The organism is Effusibacillus pohliae DSM 22757, from assembly GCF_000376225.1.
GTDB lineage: Bacteria > Bacillota > Bacilli > Tumebacillales > Effusibacillaceae > Effusibacillus > Effusibacillus pohliae.
The window spans coordinates 1-16771 of sequence record NZ_AQXL01000127.1 but is presented as its reverse complement, the minus strand read 5'-3'; the positions used below and the strand labels follow the sequence as shown (position 1 = coordinate 16771).

General features: G+C 57.4%; 13 protein-coding genes. All 13 read right to left on the bottom strand.

All coding sequences use genetic code 11. The features are described 5' to 3' along the window. Window positions 1-83: 83 nt before the first annotated feature. The 13 genes from carB to C230_RS0112530 all read right to left on the bottom strand — a co-directional run bounded on the left by carB (window position 84) and on the right by C230_RS0112530 (window position 16601). The gene (gene carB, locus C230_RS0112590; protein ID WP_018132399.1) at window positions 84-3383 is read right to left on the bottom strand and encodes a carbamoyl-phosphate synthase large subunit; all 3300 of its coding nucleotides are present in this window, start codon (window positions 3381-3383) and stop codon (window positions 84-86) included. Window position 3384: 1 nt separating this feature from the next. Further along, the gene (gene carA, locus C230_RS0112585) at window positions 3385-4479 is read right to left on the bottom strand and encodes a glutamine-hydrolyzing carbamoyl-phosphate synthase small subunit (RefSeq protein WP_018132398.1); all 1095 of its coding nucleotides are present in this window, start codon (window positions 4477-4479) and stop codon (window positions 3385-3387) included. Window positions 4480-4536: 57 nt separating this feature from the next. After that, on the bottom strand, window positions 4537-5817 hold the full coding sequence (locus C230_RS0112580) for a dihydroorotase (RefSeq protein WP_018132397.1): 1281 nt from the start codon (window positions 5815-5817) through the stop codon (window positions 4537-4539). 5 nt (window positions 5818-5822) lie between these two features. Further along, the gene (pyrB, locus tag C230_RS0112575; protein WP_018132396.1) at window positions 5823-6755 is read right to left on the bottom strand and encodes an aspartate carbamoyltransferase; all 933 of its coding nucleotides are present in this window, start codon (window positions 6753-6755) and stop codon (window positions 5823-5825) included. Between the two features lie 40 nt (window positions 6756-6795). Next, on the bottom strand, window positions 6796-6930 hold the full coding sequence (locus C230_RS23625; protein ID WP_281168949.1) for a hypothetical protein: 135 nt from the start codon (window positions 6928-6930) through the stop codon (window positions 6796-6798). A 16-nt stretch (window positions 6931-6946) separates the two neighbouring features. Then, window positions 6947-8194, bottom strand: coding sequence for a uracil permease (gene uraA / locus C230_RS0112565; protein WP_018132394.1), 1248 nt, complete (start codon window positions 8192-8194; stop codon window positions 6947-6949). A 4-nt stretch (window positions 8195-8198) separates the two neighbouring features. Next, entirely contained in the window at window positions 8199-8753 is a 555-nt protein-coding gene (pyrR, locus tag C230_RS0112560; RefSeq protein ID WP_018132393.1) for a bifunctional pyr operon transcriptional regulator/uracil phosphoribosyltransferase PyrR, read from the bottom strand. A 329-nt stretch (window positions 8754-9082) separates the two neighbouring features. Continuing rightward, on the bottom strand, window positions 9083-10042 hold the full coding sequence (locus tag C230_RS0112555) for an RluA family pseudouridine synthase (RefSeq protein ID WP_018132392.1): 960 nt from the start codon (window positions 10040-10042) through the stop codon (window positions 9083-9085). Then, window positions 10039-10491: a signal peptidase II gene (lspA, locus tag C230_RS0112550; protein WP_018132391.1), complete on the bottom strand. Its 453-nt coding sequence runs from the start codon at window positions 10489-10491 to the stop codon at window positions 10039-10041. The genes C230_RS0112555 and lspA overlap by 4 nt, the downstream gene beginning before the upstream one ends. 91 nt (window positions 10492-10582) lie before the next feature. After that, complete coding sequence (locus tag C230_RS0112545; protein ID WP_018132390.1) at window positions 10583-11197, bottom strand: LysE/ArgO family amino acid transporter; 615 nt, start codon at window positions 11195-11197, stop codon at window positions 10583-10585. Window positions 11198-11201: 4 nt separating this feature from the next. Next, window positions 11202-14012, bottom strand: a complete 2811-nt coding sequence (locus C230_RS0112540; RefSeq protein ID WP_018132389.1) for a VWA domain-containing protein — start codon at window positions 14010-14012, stop codon at window positions 11202-11204. Beyond that, window positions 14002-15831, bottom strand: a complete 1830-nt coding sequence (locus C230_RS0112535) for a VWA domain-containing protein (protein WP_018132388.1) — start codon at window positions 15829-15831, stop codon at window positions 14002-14004. Before C230_RS0112535 ends, C230_RS0112540 begins: the two co-directional genes overlap by 11 nt. Continuing rightward, window positions 15828-16601 (bottom strand): DUF58 domain-containing protein, encoded by a 774-nt coding sequence (locus tag C230_RS0112530; protein ID WP_407635580.1) that lies wholly within the window; start codon window positions 16599-16601, stop codon window positions 15828-15830. The genes C230_RS0112535 and C230_RS0112530 overlap by 4 nt, the downstream gene beginning before the upstream one ends. Window positions 16602-16771: the final 170 nt, after the last annotated feature.

The following is a 16771-nucleotide window of genomic DNA, read 5'->3' as shown; positions in this document are numbered from 1 at the left end:
TCCCATGACGTGCCACCCATGGAATCCACAAACTGCCAATACGCCCAGCCGTCTCCGGGGGAACGCGTGAAGGTATTCTTTGACTACTGAACCGTAGCGGTAAAATTCGGGTTGCCTTCCACCTGGCTTGTGCTGCAGGGCCGACCATCTGTTGTCGCCGCGACACCGCCCACCTGCGTGTTCACCTGCCGCTCCGTCATTGTTCCAAGCGGCCGGGTCGTAAACTTGATCGTACGCAGCACCTCCAGCATCGATCGCGTAGTGTCAAGCGACGTCAGGCACGGGATGCCGTGTTCAACCGCTTCCCGCCGGATCCGGAACCCGTCCCGCTGCGGTTCCTTGCCTTTGGTCAGTGTGTTGATCACCATCTGGGCTTTGCCTTCCCGAATCAGATCGACCAGATTGGGCGAACCCTCCGACAGTTTCTTCACCGCTTCCACGCGGATGCCGTGCTCTTGCAGGAAGTTGGCGGTTCCCCCGGTGGCGATGATTTTGAAACCGAGTTCCGCAAAGCCGCGCAGGACGTCGAGCGCCTCCTGTTTGTCCTTGTCCGCCACCGTGGCAATGATCGTCCCATGTTCCGGAATGCGGATTCCCGCTGCCAGCAGTCCTTTGTAGAGAGCTTTCGCGAACGTTTTTTCGCTGCCCATCACTTCCCCGGTCGACTTCATCTCGGGACCGAGCGTCACATCCACCCGGCGCAGTTTGGCAAACGAGAAGACCGGCACTTTCACCGACACATCTTCCGCTTCCGGCCACAGCCCATTTTCGTAGCCCATGTCAACCAGCCGCTCGCCAAGAATCGCCCGCGTCGCCACATCGACCATCGGAACACCCGTGACTTTCGACAAAAACGGCACTGTTCGCGACGAGCGGGGGTTGACTTCCAATACGTAGACCTTGTTGTCGTGAACCACGTATTGGATATTCAGCAGCCCCTTCACCCGCAGGGCGCGGGCAATCCGGATCGTGTAATCGACGATCACCGATTTCACGGATGGCGGGATGGTCTGCGTCGGATAGACGGCGATCGAGTCGCCCGAGTGCACGCCAGCCCGCTCGATGTGTTCCATGATGCCCGGAATCAGCACGGTCTCGCTGTCCGAGATGGCATCCACCTCCACTTCCTTGCCGAGCAGGTACCGGTCGATCAGCACGGGGTGTTCGTCGTTGACCCGAACCGCATGGTGCATGTACTGCAGCAGATCTTTTTCATTATAAACGATCTCCATTGCGCGTCCGCCAAGCACGTACGAAGGCCGCACGACACAGGGATAACCGAGCGTGCGTCCCGCTTCCACTGCCGCCTCGATCGTAAACACCGTTTTTCCGGCCGGTCGCGGAATGTCCAGTTCCGCTAGGAGCCGGTCAAATTTTTCCCTGTCTTCGGCACGGTCGATATCCTCCAGCGAGGTGCCGAGAATCTTGACACCCCGTTTCGCCAGCGGAGCGGCCAGGTTGATCGCCGTCTGTCCGCCAAACTGTACGATCACGCCGTCCGGCTGTTCCTGCTCGATCACACGCATGACATCTTCTACGTATAACGGTTCAAAATACAGCCGATCCGATGTGTTAAAATCGGTCGACACCGTTTCCGGGTTGTTGTTGATGATCACCGACTCATAGCCGGCCCGTTTCAGCGCCCACACCGCATGCACCGAACAGTAATCGAACTCGATTCCCTGCCCGATGCGGATCGGGCCGCTGCCGAGCACCAGCACTTTTTTCCGGTCGCTTTCGGCCACTTCGTTTTCCTGATCATATGCCGAGTAATAGTACGGCGTTTGCGCCTCAAATTCGGCCGCGCACGTGTCCACCATTTTATACACGGGCCGGATTCCCAGCTTGCGGCGCTGTTCGAGCACTTCCTCTTGCGTCAGACCGGTGTAGCGGGCGATCGTCTTGTCGGTCAGGCCCAATTGTTTTGCTTGCCGCAGCGTTTTCTCATCGAGCTGTTCCATGCCCGAAAGCGATTCACAGAACCGGATGATCCCCTCGATCTTGTCCAGGAAAAATCGGTCGATCCGCGTCAGATCATGCAATTTTTCCACCGAATACCCGCGCTTGAACGCTTCCGCAATCAGGAACAGCCTTTCATCGTCCGCCTGCACCAACCGCTTCTCCAAGTCGTCCTGCGGCAGCTCGGACGCGCCGGGCAGATCGAGCGAATCGACCCCAAGCTCCAGCGAGCGGATGGCTTTCAAAAGCGACGCTTCGAATGAACGCTCGATGGCCATCACTTCACCGGTGGCCTTCATCTGTGTGCCGAGCACCCGTTTGGCTGAGACGAACTTGTCGAACGGCCAGCGCGGAATCTTGGTCACCACATAGTCAAGAGCCGGCTCAAAGCAGGCGTACGTTTTGCCGGTCACCGGGTTGACGATCTCGTCCAACGTGTAGCCGATCGCGATTTTCGCCGCCACTTTGGCGATCGGGTAGCCGGTCGCTTTCGACGCCAGCGCCGAACTGCGGCTGACGCGCGGGTTGACTTCGATCACATAGTATTGGAACGAATCGGGATCCAAAGCAAACTGCACGTTGCAGCCGCCTTCGATGGCGAGCGCCCGGATGATTTTCAGGGCGGCCGAGCGGAGCATCTGGTATTCCTGGTCTGACAGCGTCTGGCTGGGCGCCACCACGATCGAATCGCCCGTGTGAATCCCGACCGGGTCGATGTTTTCCATGTTGCAGACGACGATGCAGTTGTCGTTCTTGTCCCGCATCACTTCGTATTCGATTTCCTTGTAACCGGCGATCGAACGTTCCACCAGCACCTGTGTAATCGGCGACAAGGTGAGCCCAAGCGTGACGATTTCCTTATACTCTTCCCAGTTGCTTGCGATGCCGCCGCCTGTGCCGCCGAGTGTAAAAGCCGGCCGGACGATGATCGGGAAGCCGATTTCCCGGGCAAACTCTTCCGCTTCCTCCCACGTTGTGACGATCGCGCTTTCCGGCACCGGTTCGCCCAGTTCCTGCATCAGCGACCGGAATTTTTCCCGATCCTCCGCCTGCTCAATCGAGGAAAGCTGCGTGCCGAGCAGTTCGACTCCTTCCGCCTGCAAAATCCCGCTTTCCGCCAGCTGCACTGCCAGGTTGAGGCCCGTCTGGCCGCCCAGCGTGGCGAGCAATCCGTCCGGCTGCTCCTGCCGGATGATCTGGGTGACAAATTCGAGTGTCAACGGTTCGATATACACGCGGTCGGCCATGTCGGGATCGGTCATGATCGTCGCCGGGTTGGAGTTGACGAGCACCACTTCCAGGCCTTCTTCTTTCAACGCCTGGCATGCCTGGGTGCCCGCATAGTCGAACTCGGCTGCCTGTCCGATCACAATGGGCCCCGATCCGATCACCAGTATTTTTCGCAAATCTTTGCGCTTCGGCATGCTAGTTCCTCCTCCCGTATGCAGCACTTCCGTGATGCTGCTCGATCATCGCCAAAAACCGGTCAAACAGATAGTCCGAGTCGTCCGGACCCGGCCGCGCTTCCGGATGATACTGGACGGAAAAAGCAGGATGAATCTTGTGCCGCACCCCTTCCACCGTTCCGTCGTTCTGGTTAATATGGGTCAGCTCCAGGTCTGTGCCTGCGAGCGACTCTTTGGTCACTTCGTATTCGTGGTTCTGCGACGTGATGTAGACGCGCCCGGTGGCTAAATCTTTCACCGGATGGTTCGCGCCGTGATGACCGAATTTCAGCTTTTTTGTTTTCGCTCCGCACGCGAGCGACAGCAGCTGGTGTCCCATACAGATCCCGAAAATCGGGACGCGGCCCAACAGTTGTTTTACCGTTTCGGCGATTTCCGGTAAATCGGCCGGGTCTCCCGGTCCGTTCGACAGAAACACGCCGTGCGGGCGCAGGCTCAAGATGTCTTCCGCCGGAGTGTAAGCCGGTACCACCGTGACATCGCAGCCGCGCGCCAGGAAGGAGCGGAGAATCCCCGCTTTCATGCCAAAGTCCATTGCCACAATCCTCGGTCCCTCGCCGGGGCAGCGGTACATGGACGGTGTGGTCACCCGCGCCACTTGATCCCGCGGCAGCGGTTTCTGGAGCATTTCCCGGATTTGCTCCAGCGGGGTGTCGAGCGTGGTCAGCAACGCCTTCATCGTCCCCTGTTGGCGAATCCGTCTGACCAACGAACGCGTATCGATGCCCGAAATGCCGATGATTCCGTGGCGTTCCAAGTATTCGGCGATCTTCCCGATACTTCGCCAGTTGCTCGGATGGTCCGCCGCTTCCCGTACGACAAATCCGAACGCATGCGGTTTTGCCGATTCGATGTCGTCCTGGTTCACCCCATAGTTGCCGATCAACGGGTAGGTCATCGTGACAATCTGACCGTAGTAGGAAGGGTCTGTCAAAATCTCCTGATACCCGGTCATCCCGGTGTTGAACACCACTTCGCCGATCGATTCGCCGACGGCGCCAAATCCGATTCCTTCAAAGAGAGTCCCATCTTCCAGTACCAGTCTGGCTCGCACGTACGTTCACTCCTTTTCCTGCTGTGTCCCAAACGGCCGATTGTGCCGGTGGATTCCTTACAGTTCGTTATGTGTCACCCGACCGTTACAGATTGTCAGCACCGGCCAGCCTTTTGCCTTCCAGCCTGCAAACGGAGTGTTTCGGCCTTTCGATGCAAACTCGGCCGGATCGATCACGCGCTCTTGCTGCAAATCGATCACCGTCAGGTCGGCTACGCCGCCCTCGACCACCCGGCCGCCGGGGACACCGAAGATGGCGGCCGGCGCGGCTGTCATTTTTTGTACCAGTTGGTGGAGGGAAAGCAGCTTCGCCTTCTCCACCAGTTCGGTGTAGAGCAGCGGAAATGCGGTCTCCAGGCCGACGAAGCCGAACGGTGCCACTTGGAAGGCCCGTTTTTTTTCCTCTTCCGAATGGGGTGCATGGTCGGTGGCGATCATGTCGATCGTTCCGTCGAGCAATCCCTCCAGGCACGCCTGCCGGTCTTTTTCTGTCCGCAGCGGCGGGTTCACCTTCCAGTTCGCATCCGTGCCGTCGATCCCTTCATCTGTCAGCAACAGATGGTGCGGTGTCACCTCCGCCGTCACCCGGATGCCGCGCCGTTTTGCCCAGCGGACCACATCGACCGCACTCGCGTCGGAGATGTGGCAGACGTGCAGATGGGCGCCGGTCAGTTCCGCCAGCAGCGCATCGCGTGCGACGTGCACCGATTCGGCCACTCCCGGAATGCCCGGCAGCCCGAGCCGCTTCGACACTTCCCCTTCGTTCATGCAGCCTTTGCCTGACAGCGATTCGTCTTCCGCATGAATGACGATCGGCAGCCCCAGTTCTTTTGCCCGCTCCATCGCCGATCGCATCATCCCGGCATTTTGCACGCCGATCCCGTCATCGGTAAAGCCGATCGCTCCCGCTTCTTTTAAAGCGTCCATGTCGGTCAATTCCTCACCTCGCTCGCCCTTGGTGATCGCTCCGTATGGATACACACGTGCGAATCCTACAGCCTGCGACTTTTCATACACATAGCGCAGCAGTTCCGGCTTATCCAAAACCGGCCGGGTGTTGGGCATGCAGGCGACTGTCGTGAATCCGCCTTTTGCGGCCGCTTGCGTTCCCGTCTCGATCGTCTCTTTGTATTCGAACCCCGGATCGCGCAGATGGACATGCATGTCAAAAAAGCCGGGAACGATCACATGTCCGTTGAGATTGACCGTCTCATGTCCGGCCGCCTCGATCCGTTCCGCGATGCGAGTGATCTGGTTGCCTTCGATCAGCACTTCCCGCGCCAGCAGTTCCCCGCTTTCCAGTTCCAGCAGTTTCCCGTTTTGCAGTAGGATGCCCATTTTCGTCACTCCTTTGCTTGGTTTTCACCCAACGCCTGCGCGAGCAGCGCCATCCGCACGTACACCCCGTTTTCCGCTTGCCGGAAATAAGCGGCGCGCGGGTCGGCATCGCATTCGGGGGTGATTTCTCCCGCCCGCGGCAGCGGGTGCATGACAATGCTGGTCCGTTTCATCCGGTCCATCAGTTCCTTGTCGACGATATACCGGCCCGCCGCTTTCTCATATTCTTCTTGTGACGGGAACCGCTCTTTCTGCACCCGCGTCTGGTAGAGCACATCGACCCGTTCCGCCACCTGGCGGAGATCCGATTCCTCGTAGTAGCGGACGCCTTTTTCATCCAGATACTCCTTCACGGTTTGCGGAATCGGCGTGTTCTCAGGCGCCGTGAACCAGATCGTCACATCGCGAAAATTGGCCAGTACGTAGGCGAGCGAATGGACGGTCCGCCCGTAGGTGAGATCGCCCACCATCGCAATTGAGATACCGTCGATCGAACCGAGCTCTTTTTCGATCGTATACAGGTCCAAGAGCGCCTGGGTCGGGTGTTCGCCCGCCCCGTCGCCGGCGTTCAGGATCGGCACTGTCGACACGTGAGCCGCCCGTGCGGCCGCTCCGATTTCGTAGTGGCGCATCACGATCACGTCGGCGTAGGAGGAGATCACGCGGATCGTATCCTCCAGCGTTTCCCCTTTGATCGCCGAGGAAAATTGGGAGGCGTTTTCGGTCGAAATCACCTGGCCGCCCAGGCGGGTCATCGCCGATTCGAACGAAAACCGGGTCCGCGTGCTCGGCTCAAAAAACAGGGAGGCCATGATTTTTCCGGCCAGCAACTGGCTGCCCCCGCTCCGCGCCACCTGCTCCATCGCCCGTGCGGCCGACAGGATAGACTCCAAACCGCTGCGGTCAAACTGTTTCGCCCCAAGTATGTGACGATCCATCCAAAGCCCTCCTTGCATCCGGTTGTGTCTGTTCGCCGGATCATCTGTTGTACGTTGCACGTTCTGCAAATTCCTTTTGCATTTCCCACAAAAACGGCCCCTGCCCGGTGGCAGGAGCCGATGCGCACGCAGCCGCGCCAGACAGAATGCCGCATTCCGCCTGAAACGTCGCCATCCGCACCTTACCTGCCTCACGGGGCCGGTTTAAAGGCGCTTCCTGATTCAGTTGTTTCCTCTTTCAGATCCGGCAAGATCAGGTTCAGCAAAATGCCGACGAAGGTGGCGAGCGCCATGCTCTCGACCGACAGGCTGCCGACATGTACCACCATGCCGCCGACACCAATCACCAGGATCACGCTGGAGATAATCAGATTCCGCTTGCTGCTGTAGTCGATTCCCGATTCCACCAGCATCCGCAGCCCGGCCGACGCGATGATGCCGAACAGCAGGATGGTGATCCCGCCCATCACCGCCACCGGGATCGAAGAGATCAGCGCGTTCAGCTTGCCGATGAACGCGAACGCAATCGCGAACACAGCCGCACCGCCGATCACCCACACCGAGTAGACGCGGGTGATCGCCATGACGCCGATATTTTCGCCGTAGGTGGTGGTCGGCGGGCCGCCGATCAGGCCGGCTACCGCCGTCGCCACCCCGTCACCCAACAGCGACCGGTGCAGCCCCGGTTTTTCCATCAGATTGCGGCCGACGATATTTTCCGTTACCAGCAGGTGGCCGATGTGTTCCGCGATCGTCACCAGCGCCACCGGTGCAATCATCCAGACGGCCGCCCACGAGAACTGCGGCGCGGTGAACAACGGGACGGAAAACCAGGCAGCCTGCCCAACCTTCGTGAAATCGACCACACCCAACAGCGCCGCGAACACGTAGCCGCCGATAATGCCGATCAGCACCGGAATCACGCCCAGGAACCCGCGGAAAAATGCGGATGCCGCAACCGCGATCCCGAGTGCCACAAATGCGACCAGCAGATTCTCGCTGGCCATCTTCACCGCCGTGCTGGCAAGCCCCAGTCCGATCACAATCACGATCGAACCGACCACCACTGGCGGCAGCAGGCGCTGCAGCCAACGAACCCCGAACCGGGCGACAATCGCCGCCACCAAGATATAGACGATCCCCGACAAAAAGCAGCCGAACAGGGCGGCTCCAACCCCTTGCGCTTTCGCTACGGCAATGATCGGACCGATGAAGGCGAACGATGAGCCGAGATAGCCGGGAATTTGCCCTTTCGTCAAGAAGATGTAAAGCAGCGTACCAATGCCGCTGGAAAGCAGTGCGACCGCCGGATTCAGCCCGGTCAGGAAAGGCACCAGTACGGTCGCCCCGAACATCGCGAACAGATGCTGCAGGGAAAGCGGCAATCCTTGCAAAATGGGCATCTTTTCCTGCACATCAATCACTCGTTGCTGTCCCATGTCGTTACTCCTCCCCGATCCGTTCCAGCAGGATCACTTTGTCTTCTCCGTCAATTTCCTGTACGTGCACGGCGACCAGTTCGCTTTGCGAAGTCGGCACATTTTTGCCTACATAATCGGGCCGGATCGGCAGTTCCCGGTGCCCCCGGTCAATTAACACCGCCAGCTGGATCCGTTTCGGGCGTCCGAAATCGATCAGCGCGTCCAGCGCCGCCCGGACCGTGCGTCCCGTGTAGAGAACGTCGTCGACCAGCACCACTTTTTTTTCCTTGATCGACACCGGGATTGCGTGCCCTTGGATCTGCGGTTGCTCCGCTTTTTCCTGCAGGTCGTCGCGGTACAGGGTGATGTCGATCGAACCCACCGGTACCCGCTTCCCTTCGATCGACTCAATCCGTTCGGCCAGCCGCTTCGCCAGATAGATGCCGCGCGTTTTGATGCCGACCAGTACGATGTCTTCGATCCCTTTGTTTTTTTCCACGATCTCGTGCGCGATTCGCGTCAACGCACGCCGAATCGCCTGCTCGTCGAGCAGCTGCGTCTTCACCTTGACGTTCATTGACGGCTTCCCCCCTTGTCAACAGTGTTCGTCTGCGTGAGTTCCACTATCCGGACACAAAAAAAACTTCCTACCCGTCAGGTAAGAAGCTTTCCAGTCTGCCGCCGCAGGAGTTGGATTGACGTTGTGGCTGTCATGCAGACCCGCGTACATGGTGCGCCGGGGCCGCAGTGCCAAACTCAACTCGCCGCTTGACTCAGACAATGTTCCGCTCTCCTTACCGACCTCACGGGATCAGTTTAAAGGAACTCATTTGTCTCCAGTAGAATATCAAAATCCGCCGGGGCCGGTCAAGCGGTTTTGTCCGAGTTGTTGTTCCGAGTTTCGCATCAGTCCTCTTCCTTTCGAAGCTCTTCGATCAACCTCGCCATATCATCCGGAATGTTGGTCCGAAACTCCATATATTCACCGGTGCGCGGATGGTCAAACCCCAACACCTGGGCGTGCAGGGCCTGTCCGTCGATGTCAAGCGTCCGTTTCGGTCCGTAGACGGGATCTCCTGCCAACGGGTGGCCGATGAATTCCATATGAACGCGGATTTGGTGGGTGCGGCCCGTTTCCAGCCTGCATTCTAGCAGCGTATATCGCTTGAACCGCTCCAACACGGCAAAATGGGTCACCGCATGGCGGCCGCCGCTCTTCACCACCGCCATTTTTAACCGGTGCACCGGGTGACGGCCGATCGGAGCGTCGATCGTCCCCAGATCGTGGTTGACCACTCCATGCACGATCGCGATATACTTGCGGGTCACTGTATGCTTCTTCAGCTGTTCAGCCAAGCTCTGGTGGGCCTGGTCATTTTTCGCCGCCACCAGCAAGCCGGACGTGTCTTTGTCGATCCGATGCACGATTCCCGGCCGCAGCACCCCGTTGATCCCCGACAAATCCTTGCAGTGGTAGAGCAACGCGTTCACCAGGGTGCCCCGCATATGGCCGGCCGCTGGGTGCACCACCATCCCCCGCGGTTTGTTGACGACGATCACATCCTGATCTTCATAGACAATATCGAGCGGAATGTTTTCCGGCTGCACTTCGGTCGGCTCCGGTTCCGGCAGGCTCACCAGTACCTCGTCGCCAGCCCGCAGTTTGTAATTTGACTTTACCTGTTTGTCATGTACCAGAACAAAGCCATTTTCGATCAGTCCCTGAATCTGGGAGCGCGACAAATCGCCGATCCGCTCCGCCAAAAACCGGTCGATCCGCTCCCCGGCCGCTTCCTCCTGGATCAGGAAGCTGATCGATTCCGCCGCTAAGTGCTCGTCCAATTCCCTGTCCAACAGGTCGCTCATGCTTGGTTCACCCGCTCACGCCGGTACTCGTTCCACGCGTCCAGCAAAATCAGCCCTACCGCAATCACGATAGCCGAGTCGGCCACGTTGAAAATCGGATAGTGAATGATCCGCACATCGAAAAAATCGACCACTTCCCCATACAGAATACGATCGATCAGATTGCCGACCGCCCCGCCCAGCAAGAGCGGCAACGCGGCGCGAACCAGCCCGCTTTTTACCCGGCGCGCGTAATACGCGACCCCAATGATCACCGCGATCGAAATGACGATAAACAGCCACCGCTGCCCCGCCAGAATCCCCCAGGCGGCCCCCGGATTGCGATGCGATGTGATGCGCAAGAAGTCGCCCAAAACCGGGATCGACTCCCCCTCTGTCATATAGGTCTTCACCAGGAATTTCGTGAATTGATCGAGCGCTGTCACCAGCGCCGCCCATACGTACAACATCGTGTCACCTTCTTACCAAACCTTTACTCGGACTAGAATAAGCGTGCCAATTGTAGCACAACTTGCCAAAGGTGACAACTTACCGGACCCGTCATGCGAACAACATCCGGCCGATGTAGACAGCCGCTCCCCACATCACAATCGCCGATAGTTTGTTGAGGATCGTCATAAACCGCCCTGATTTGTCCAATTCGCCGGTGATTCGTCCAGCCAATGCCAGCCCGGCGAACCAAATCCAGGAAACCGCAATGCAGGTCACCGAAAAGACCAATTTTTCAACGCCCGCATAGCCAAGCGAACTGGTGCCGATTACTCCAACCGTATCCATGATCGCATGCGGATTGAGCAGCGAAACGGACGCGGCGAACGCGACCTGTTTGCGGGGAGTGAACGTCCGAGCCGCCTCGTTTCCATTGGCACCGGGCGTGCTGTGCCACGTTACCCAGCCCATATACAGCAAAAAGAGCAGCCCTGCGCCAAGTAGCACCGTTTTCACCCAAACGGAACCGAGGACAACGACCGACACTCCCAAAACCGCCAATGAGATTAAAATCATGTCACAGACCGACGCAGTGAGAACGGCCGGCAAGGCTGCGACAAAACGCCGGTGCAGCGCCCCCTGGTTAAACACAAACACGTTCTGCACACCAAGCGGCAAAATCAGACCCAAAGCAAGCACAAAGCCGTGGATCGCGGCTTCGACCATTTTTTCACCTCTTCCGTTTTTTCTCCAACAGCCGGGATACAGTTGACGGTTGCTCTTGCTGTGCAGCGGGGGGGTTCGGCACTGCCTGAGATTGCTGAATTTCCCCGGCGGCTGGGGAGGCATGCACCAGTCTGGAGGAATCGTTCCAATCGGGCGGCCGATTTCCCACACGCCGCTCGGTGGCATTTACCGTTTTTGCTCTCAGCCTGCGCAAGGAGCCCGCTGTTTGAGCCATAGCCGGCTGCAACACTTTCCCGCCAAACCGGGAAGCCCACCACAATCTCACCCGCTCCCACGGCAAACTTACACGGCGGAATGCCACATCCATTGGCCATAAACATGCCGCAAGCAGCAACAGCAGCAGGGAAATATCGCGATGTTTCCATTTTGCCGGCAGATTGTCCGCATACGCCGCCGACGGCTCGGTGAGGACTTGACCGCCGCCTGTCTGGGCGATCGATTGCAACACCCGGTCACCGTCCTTGGGCAGAGCGTATTCCGGAGAATAGGCAACCGCAATGCCGGTAGACGCCGATGCCAACACATTACCGCCCTGTTCTTCTGTTACAGTGATCATGTACGTGCCCGGCCTATCAGCCCGGAAGTTCGCTGCATACTGTCCAGGCGCTCGCAGCAGCAACTGCACCTCCTGCCGCTGCAGGTCGGGACCGATCACTTCCGCTTTCAATATGGCCCCATCCTTTACCTGTTGTTTGAGATTGACTGTGAACTGCCCTTGACCTTCCGCGACAGTCGGGCGTATATCAAATGCGTTCGTGCGATACTGCGGCAGCAGCCAAGTCAGCAACTGGTTCCAAAATGGGCTGGAACCGTCCCATGCGGCCCATTGGTTGGCCCACATCCCTTTTGCGTCGCTCGTCCAGGCTGCCGCCCGACCGAGCCCATATTGCCATCGAGCCAACAGAGGTAGTCCTTGCGGATTTGCAAGCACCACATCGGCCGTCTCCTTTGCAGTTGTTGCAACCTGCGCGTTGATCTGCGGCAGCCCTTTCGCAAAAAGCGGCCGCAGGTCGGCGGCTTGCCCGATCTCCGGAGTAAATGGCTGATCCTGGATAAACGTTTTGCCTGCCATCGCCGTTTCCTTGCTGAAAATCTGCGGGACGTTTTGGCTGTCCGTAGTTTGATAGAAGCGGCCCTTTGCTTTTTCTGCCAGACTCCGCAACAAATTCTGGTCCGCATCGGTTCCCACCGCCACCGTCGACATGGTGATTCCTTTTTCCCGCATTTTGGCCGTTAGTCCGTCATAATCCCCATTTGGCGATTGTCCGTCCGTAAGCAGGATCATATGTTTGCGCTTCGCTTTCACATTCTGCAGTCTATCGAATGCTTCCGCCAGAGCGGGATAAATATCCGTGCCTCCGCCGGCATTGATGCCCGAGATTTTGTCCTGCAAAGATTTGGGATCGTTCACATTCGTCGGTTCGATCACCCACCACGGCGCAGAATCAAAAGCGACCACGCCAACCGTGTCTTGGGCGCTTAACATCGCAATCGCACGGCGGCCCGCCTCTTTTGCCAGTTCCATTTTTTGCACACCCATGGAACCCGAACGGTCGATCACCAGCATCAATCCCAATGAAGGAATCTCCCGTTGATTCCGCAGGTCCATGTAAACGGGAAGCGCTTTTTCGACCGGTGTGTTAAAATATCCTCCCAGCCCAAAGGAATCTTCTCCCCCCGTCATTAACAGTCCTACGCCAAAATCGCGCACCGCGATCTCGATTTGTTGCTGAATCGATGCGGGCAAATCTGTGCCCGACACGTTCGCGAGTACAATCGCGGAGTACCGCCGCAACTCTTCCAAAGCACTGGGCATCGTTTGCGGCTGCCTGATTTCATAGGGAAAATGGCCGGCATCCAGCGACTGCCGCAACCACTCGGCCTCCCCCGGCTTGCCTTCGACAATCAGCACGGATGGGCGCCCCGCAACTTCTCCATACGCGTATACGGTGTTATTGACCGCTTCCGTATCCTCAGCAGGTTGAATTTCCACTCGATACCGATGAAAACCCGGTCTGTCCGCCTGCAGCGGAAGCGACAGCCGTGTCTCGCCTTTTTGCACCTGCACAGACACGGTTGCGATCGGATGATTATCCTCATAGATGCGCAATTGTGCAGTTGTCGTTACGGTACTTTCTAAAACGGCGTTCAGCGCAAATTTCTCTCCCTGATACAGGGTGGTCGGAACCGAAGCGGATTTGAGCAGGACTTCCGCCCCAATTTCCCGCTGCAATTTCACCACATCCACGCGAATGCCGCGTTCTTTCAGATACGACGCTTCCTTTACCGCGTCCCCGATATTTTGTTCGCCGTCCGAAAGCAACACCACGCGTGTTTTGAATTCTGTATCCGCCAATCCGCCAGCCAGGCGAAGCCCGGCAGCAAGGTTGGTAAAGTTCTGATTTTTTACACCGTTCAACTCGACAGCGGCGTTCCCGTTCAGAGTAAGAGGATACTCCACTGACGGTTTCTCCCCCACTCCTACCACGGCAAATCCGTCCTGCTCCGTCTTCTGGCCGACCGCCTGTTCAATCCATTGCACAGCCTGTTTCAGACTGCCGACGCTTTTTGATTCATCGACAACAAACACCGTTTGTTGCTTTTGAATCGGGGCTTTCAAGGAAGTACCGGCCACCGCGAGAATCACCAACAAAAAGATCAGGCTTCGCAAGACGGCAACCGTTTTTTTCCGGACCCCGTCCAATCGTCGCTCGTCCGTGTACCACCAATACATTGCATAGGCGGACGGCAGCAAAAGCAATAACCACCAGGGGTGCGCGAACTCAATACCCACGTTTATACACCCCCCATTCGACATAAAGCAGGAACAGAAGTGCCAGAGCGAAGTACCTCCAGATTTCCGTCTGTCCCAATTTTTGCTGTGCGTTTTGTTGCTCGCCCTCGGCCTGCTCACTGCCGCTTGGCAGTGCGACTTTGACGGGAGTGACGTTCGACTCTTCAACCGGAGATGAAACGGCGAGCAGTTTTACTTCCCGTTTGTCATGGCTCTGAAAGCGATACAGTCCTGGCGATTCCGGCACGAAACCCTGCTCGATCATGCTCTTTTCCACCTTGTGGGACTTGCCGTAAGGATCCGTTACGCTCCACTCTTCCTCGCGAATGGGAGGCAACAAAGCAACTCGTTCTCCGACAGTTGCTTGCCCCAACAAATTGCCGCCGGAGGGAAGCAAGTAGTCTTTCAGATGTTTCACCAGAATCGGAAAAGCGGGCAGCAGCGGCAAGTCTGACTGGTGCAGATCGAACGGCAGGATCGCGATCCTGCGACCATTCAGTTCCCCCGTGAGAAGGAGCGGAGTGTTTCCGCTGTATGCGATCGGCTTCAGCCAGGAAACCGACTCCACCTGCCGTACGGCTTTCAGGTGCAGCCGATCCAGTTCAACATACTGGAGCAACGGAGACTGCGAGTCGACAATCTGCAGCTTGCCCGGCTCCAACAGGTCACCTGTCTTTACGATACCGGCACCCGCAGGCGGATTGACCAGCAGCACCGATCCGTTTGGCCATCGATCCGGTAAGACACCATCGTACACATAAAGGTTGGCGGAAGACGGGGCAGCATCCGAATCCGTTCCGCGCTCCACCGTCAAGTTGCTGCCGATTTTTAACGCTTTTTCAAGGAACAGGTTGCCGTTACCCGTCATCCACGCTTTTGCCGAACCGCTTTTCAACGGCAAGACGATCCGTTCGTTGTCAAATTCCAGCGCATCACCATTTTTTAACGAAACGCGGTAAAATTCACCAACAGGCAAATTTCGCCAGAACAGATCTTGTTTTCCGTTCGCCGGAAGTGCCACTTCCATCGCTTCCAGCAATTTGCCTGCTTCGTCGTACAGTTGCACCTCTGCCGAGCTTGCTTGCTCATTGTAATTCCGGACAGTGGCTACCAGTTCCGCACGGTCTGCCTGAACGGCGGCTGCCGCATGGCTGATCCCGACATTTTGCAGATTCCTGTCCGGCATGATCATCTGCGGTTGCCTTGCAAAACGCGGGTAAAGTTGCGGGTCGAGTCCCCAATTGCCGTCCGAAAATATAAGGACGCTGCTTGCCGGGTCTTTGCCGGAAAGGGCGGCTGCCAACGACAAAGCGCCTTCGTAATCCGCTTTTCCGTACTCCTGTTGAGCGTCCCGGACAGCCTTCTGCAATTCCGCATGGTCATGGCCGGCCGCAAGGATGCGTGCTTCCTTCGCCATCGCAATCAAGGTCATGCGTTGGTTGGGAGCCAATTGACCGATCCATTCCTGCAGTTGTTTTTTGCTTTTCTCCAATTGGGTTTGACCGTCCGATTGGGCCGCCATGGAAGCAGAAAGATCAAGCACCGCGATCGTATGGGTCGCCAGCGGACCGCTTCCGTTGATTGCCGGTCGGGCGAGTGCCACAGCAAAAATCAGGGCGGCCAGCAACTGCAGCAAGAGCAAAATGTTCCGCCTGAGCTTTTGCCAGGGACGGTTGGCTTCCATCTCGCGCAGAAATTTCTGCCACAGCAAAATACTCGGTACTGTCCTGGGTTCATAGGTTCGCTTCAAAAGATACAGCAGAACGATGAGCGGCAGAGTCACAAGGAAAGACAGCATCCATGGAGACAGCAGTTTCATCCCCGGATCACCCCCGATGCGGGCAACCTGCGGAATAACACGTCCTCGAGATTCTCCTCAGCGGGTACCAAGACATAAAACATCCCCCGGCGCCGGCAAAAATCCTGCAGTTCCGACGTATAGCCGGCCACCGCCTGTTTATAGCGCTGCAGCATATGCGGTGAGATTGCCACGTCCCGGCCGATTCCATTTTCGCTGTCGATCAGGTGCAAGTCGCCGACAAACTGCGGGTCCAACTCCCCCCGGCAAAGCACCTGCACAACCACAACCTGATGACGGCCTGCCTGCAATCGTCGAAGCCCTTCCTGATAACCGTCCACAAACAAAAAATCGGACAGCAGCACGAGGATCCCGGGTTCGCTGGGAACACCGCCCCGCAACAGCCAGGACAAACTGCCGTCGATACCCGGTTCGCTTGCTTCGACTTGCTGCAAGATATCGAACAGACGATAGGCGGACTGTTTGCCAGTAAACCTTTGTGACCTGGACAGCATCTTGTCGGCGAACAACCAGGCTTCCACCCGGTCATGGCAGGCCAATGTCAGGTAGCCCAGTGCGGCAGCCAATTTTTTCGCCTGCTCAATTTTCCCTCCGAATGCCATGGAACGGCTGGTGTCGAGGAACAGGTACAGAAGGGCGTCTCGCTCATCATGGAATGTTTTCAGGAACAACTTGTTTGATGAGAAAATAGAGTATCGTTGAGGCAGTAGGGGATCGGCTACCTCGGTTTTTGGGCAATAGGATGCCCGGGAGGCCCATTCTCCTTCCATATTAAGGGGATTAATTAAGTTGATTAGGCTGTGACGTCAGCTGATTTTGTCACCACATAGCCTTTCTTCTGAAGGCGGCGAATCATCAATTCTTCGGTCGAGATGCTCTTTCGCTTCTCCAAGTAATCAGCGCCGAGTTCGTTGTAAGGTTCCCCAGTCTTGAGTACAAA

Excerpts from the sequence above, each read along its gene's own strand:
- carB (WP_018132399.1), bottom strand. The coding sequence starts at position 3,383 with ATGCCGAAGCGCAAAGATTTGCGAAAAATACTGGTGATCGGATCGGGG.
- C230_RS0112580 (WP_018132397.1), bottom strand. The coding sequence starts at position 5,817 with ATGGGCATCCTACTGCAAAACGGGAAACTGCTGGAACTGGAAAGCGGG.
- pyrB (WP_018132396.1), bottom strand. The coding sequence starts at position 6,755 with ATGGATCGTCACATACTTGGGGCGAAACAGTTTGACCGCAGCGGTTTG.
- C230_RS23625 (WP_281168949.1), bottom strand. The coding sequence starts at position 6,930 with ATGGCGACGTTTCAGGCGGAATGCGGCATTCTGTCTGGCGCGGCTGCG.
- uraA (WP_018132394.1), bottom strand. The coding sequence starts at position 8,194 with ATGGGACAGCAACGAGTGATTGATGTGCAGGAAAAGATGCCCATTTTG.
- pyrR (WP_018132393.1), bottom strand. The coding sequence starts at position 8,753 with ATGAACGTCAAGGTGAAGACGCAGCTGCTCGACGAGCAGGCGATTCGG.
- C230_RS0112555 (WP_018132392.1), bottom strand. The coding sequence starts at position 10,042 with ATGAGCGACCTGTTGGACAGGGAATTGGACGAGCACTTAGCGGCGGAA.
- lspA (WP_018132391.1), bottom strand. The coding sequence starts at position 10,491 with ATGTTGTACGTATGGGCGGCGCTGGTGACAGCGCTCGATCAATTCACG.
- C230_RS0112545 (WP_018132390.1), bottom strand. The coding sequence starts at position 11,197 with ATGGTCGAAGCCGCGATCCACGGCTTTGTGCTTGCTTTGGGTCTGATT.
- C230_RS0112535 (WP_018132388.1), bottom strand. The coding sequence starts at position 15,831 with ATGAAACTGCTGTCTCCATGGATGCTGTCTTTCCTTGTGACTCTGCCG.
- C230_RS0112530 (WP_407635580.1), bottom strand. The coding sequence starts at position 16,601 with ATGGAAGGAGAATGGGCCTCCCGGGCATCCTATTGCCCAAAAACCGAG.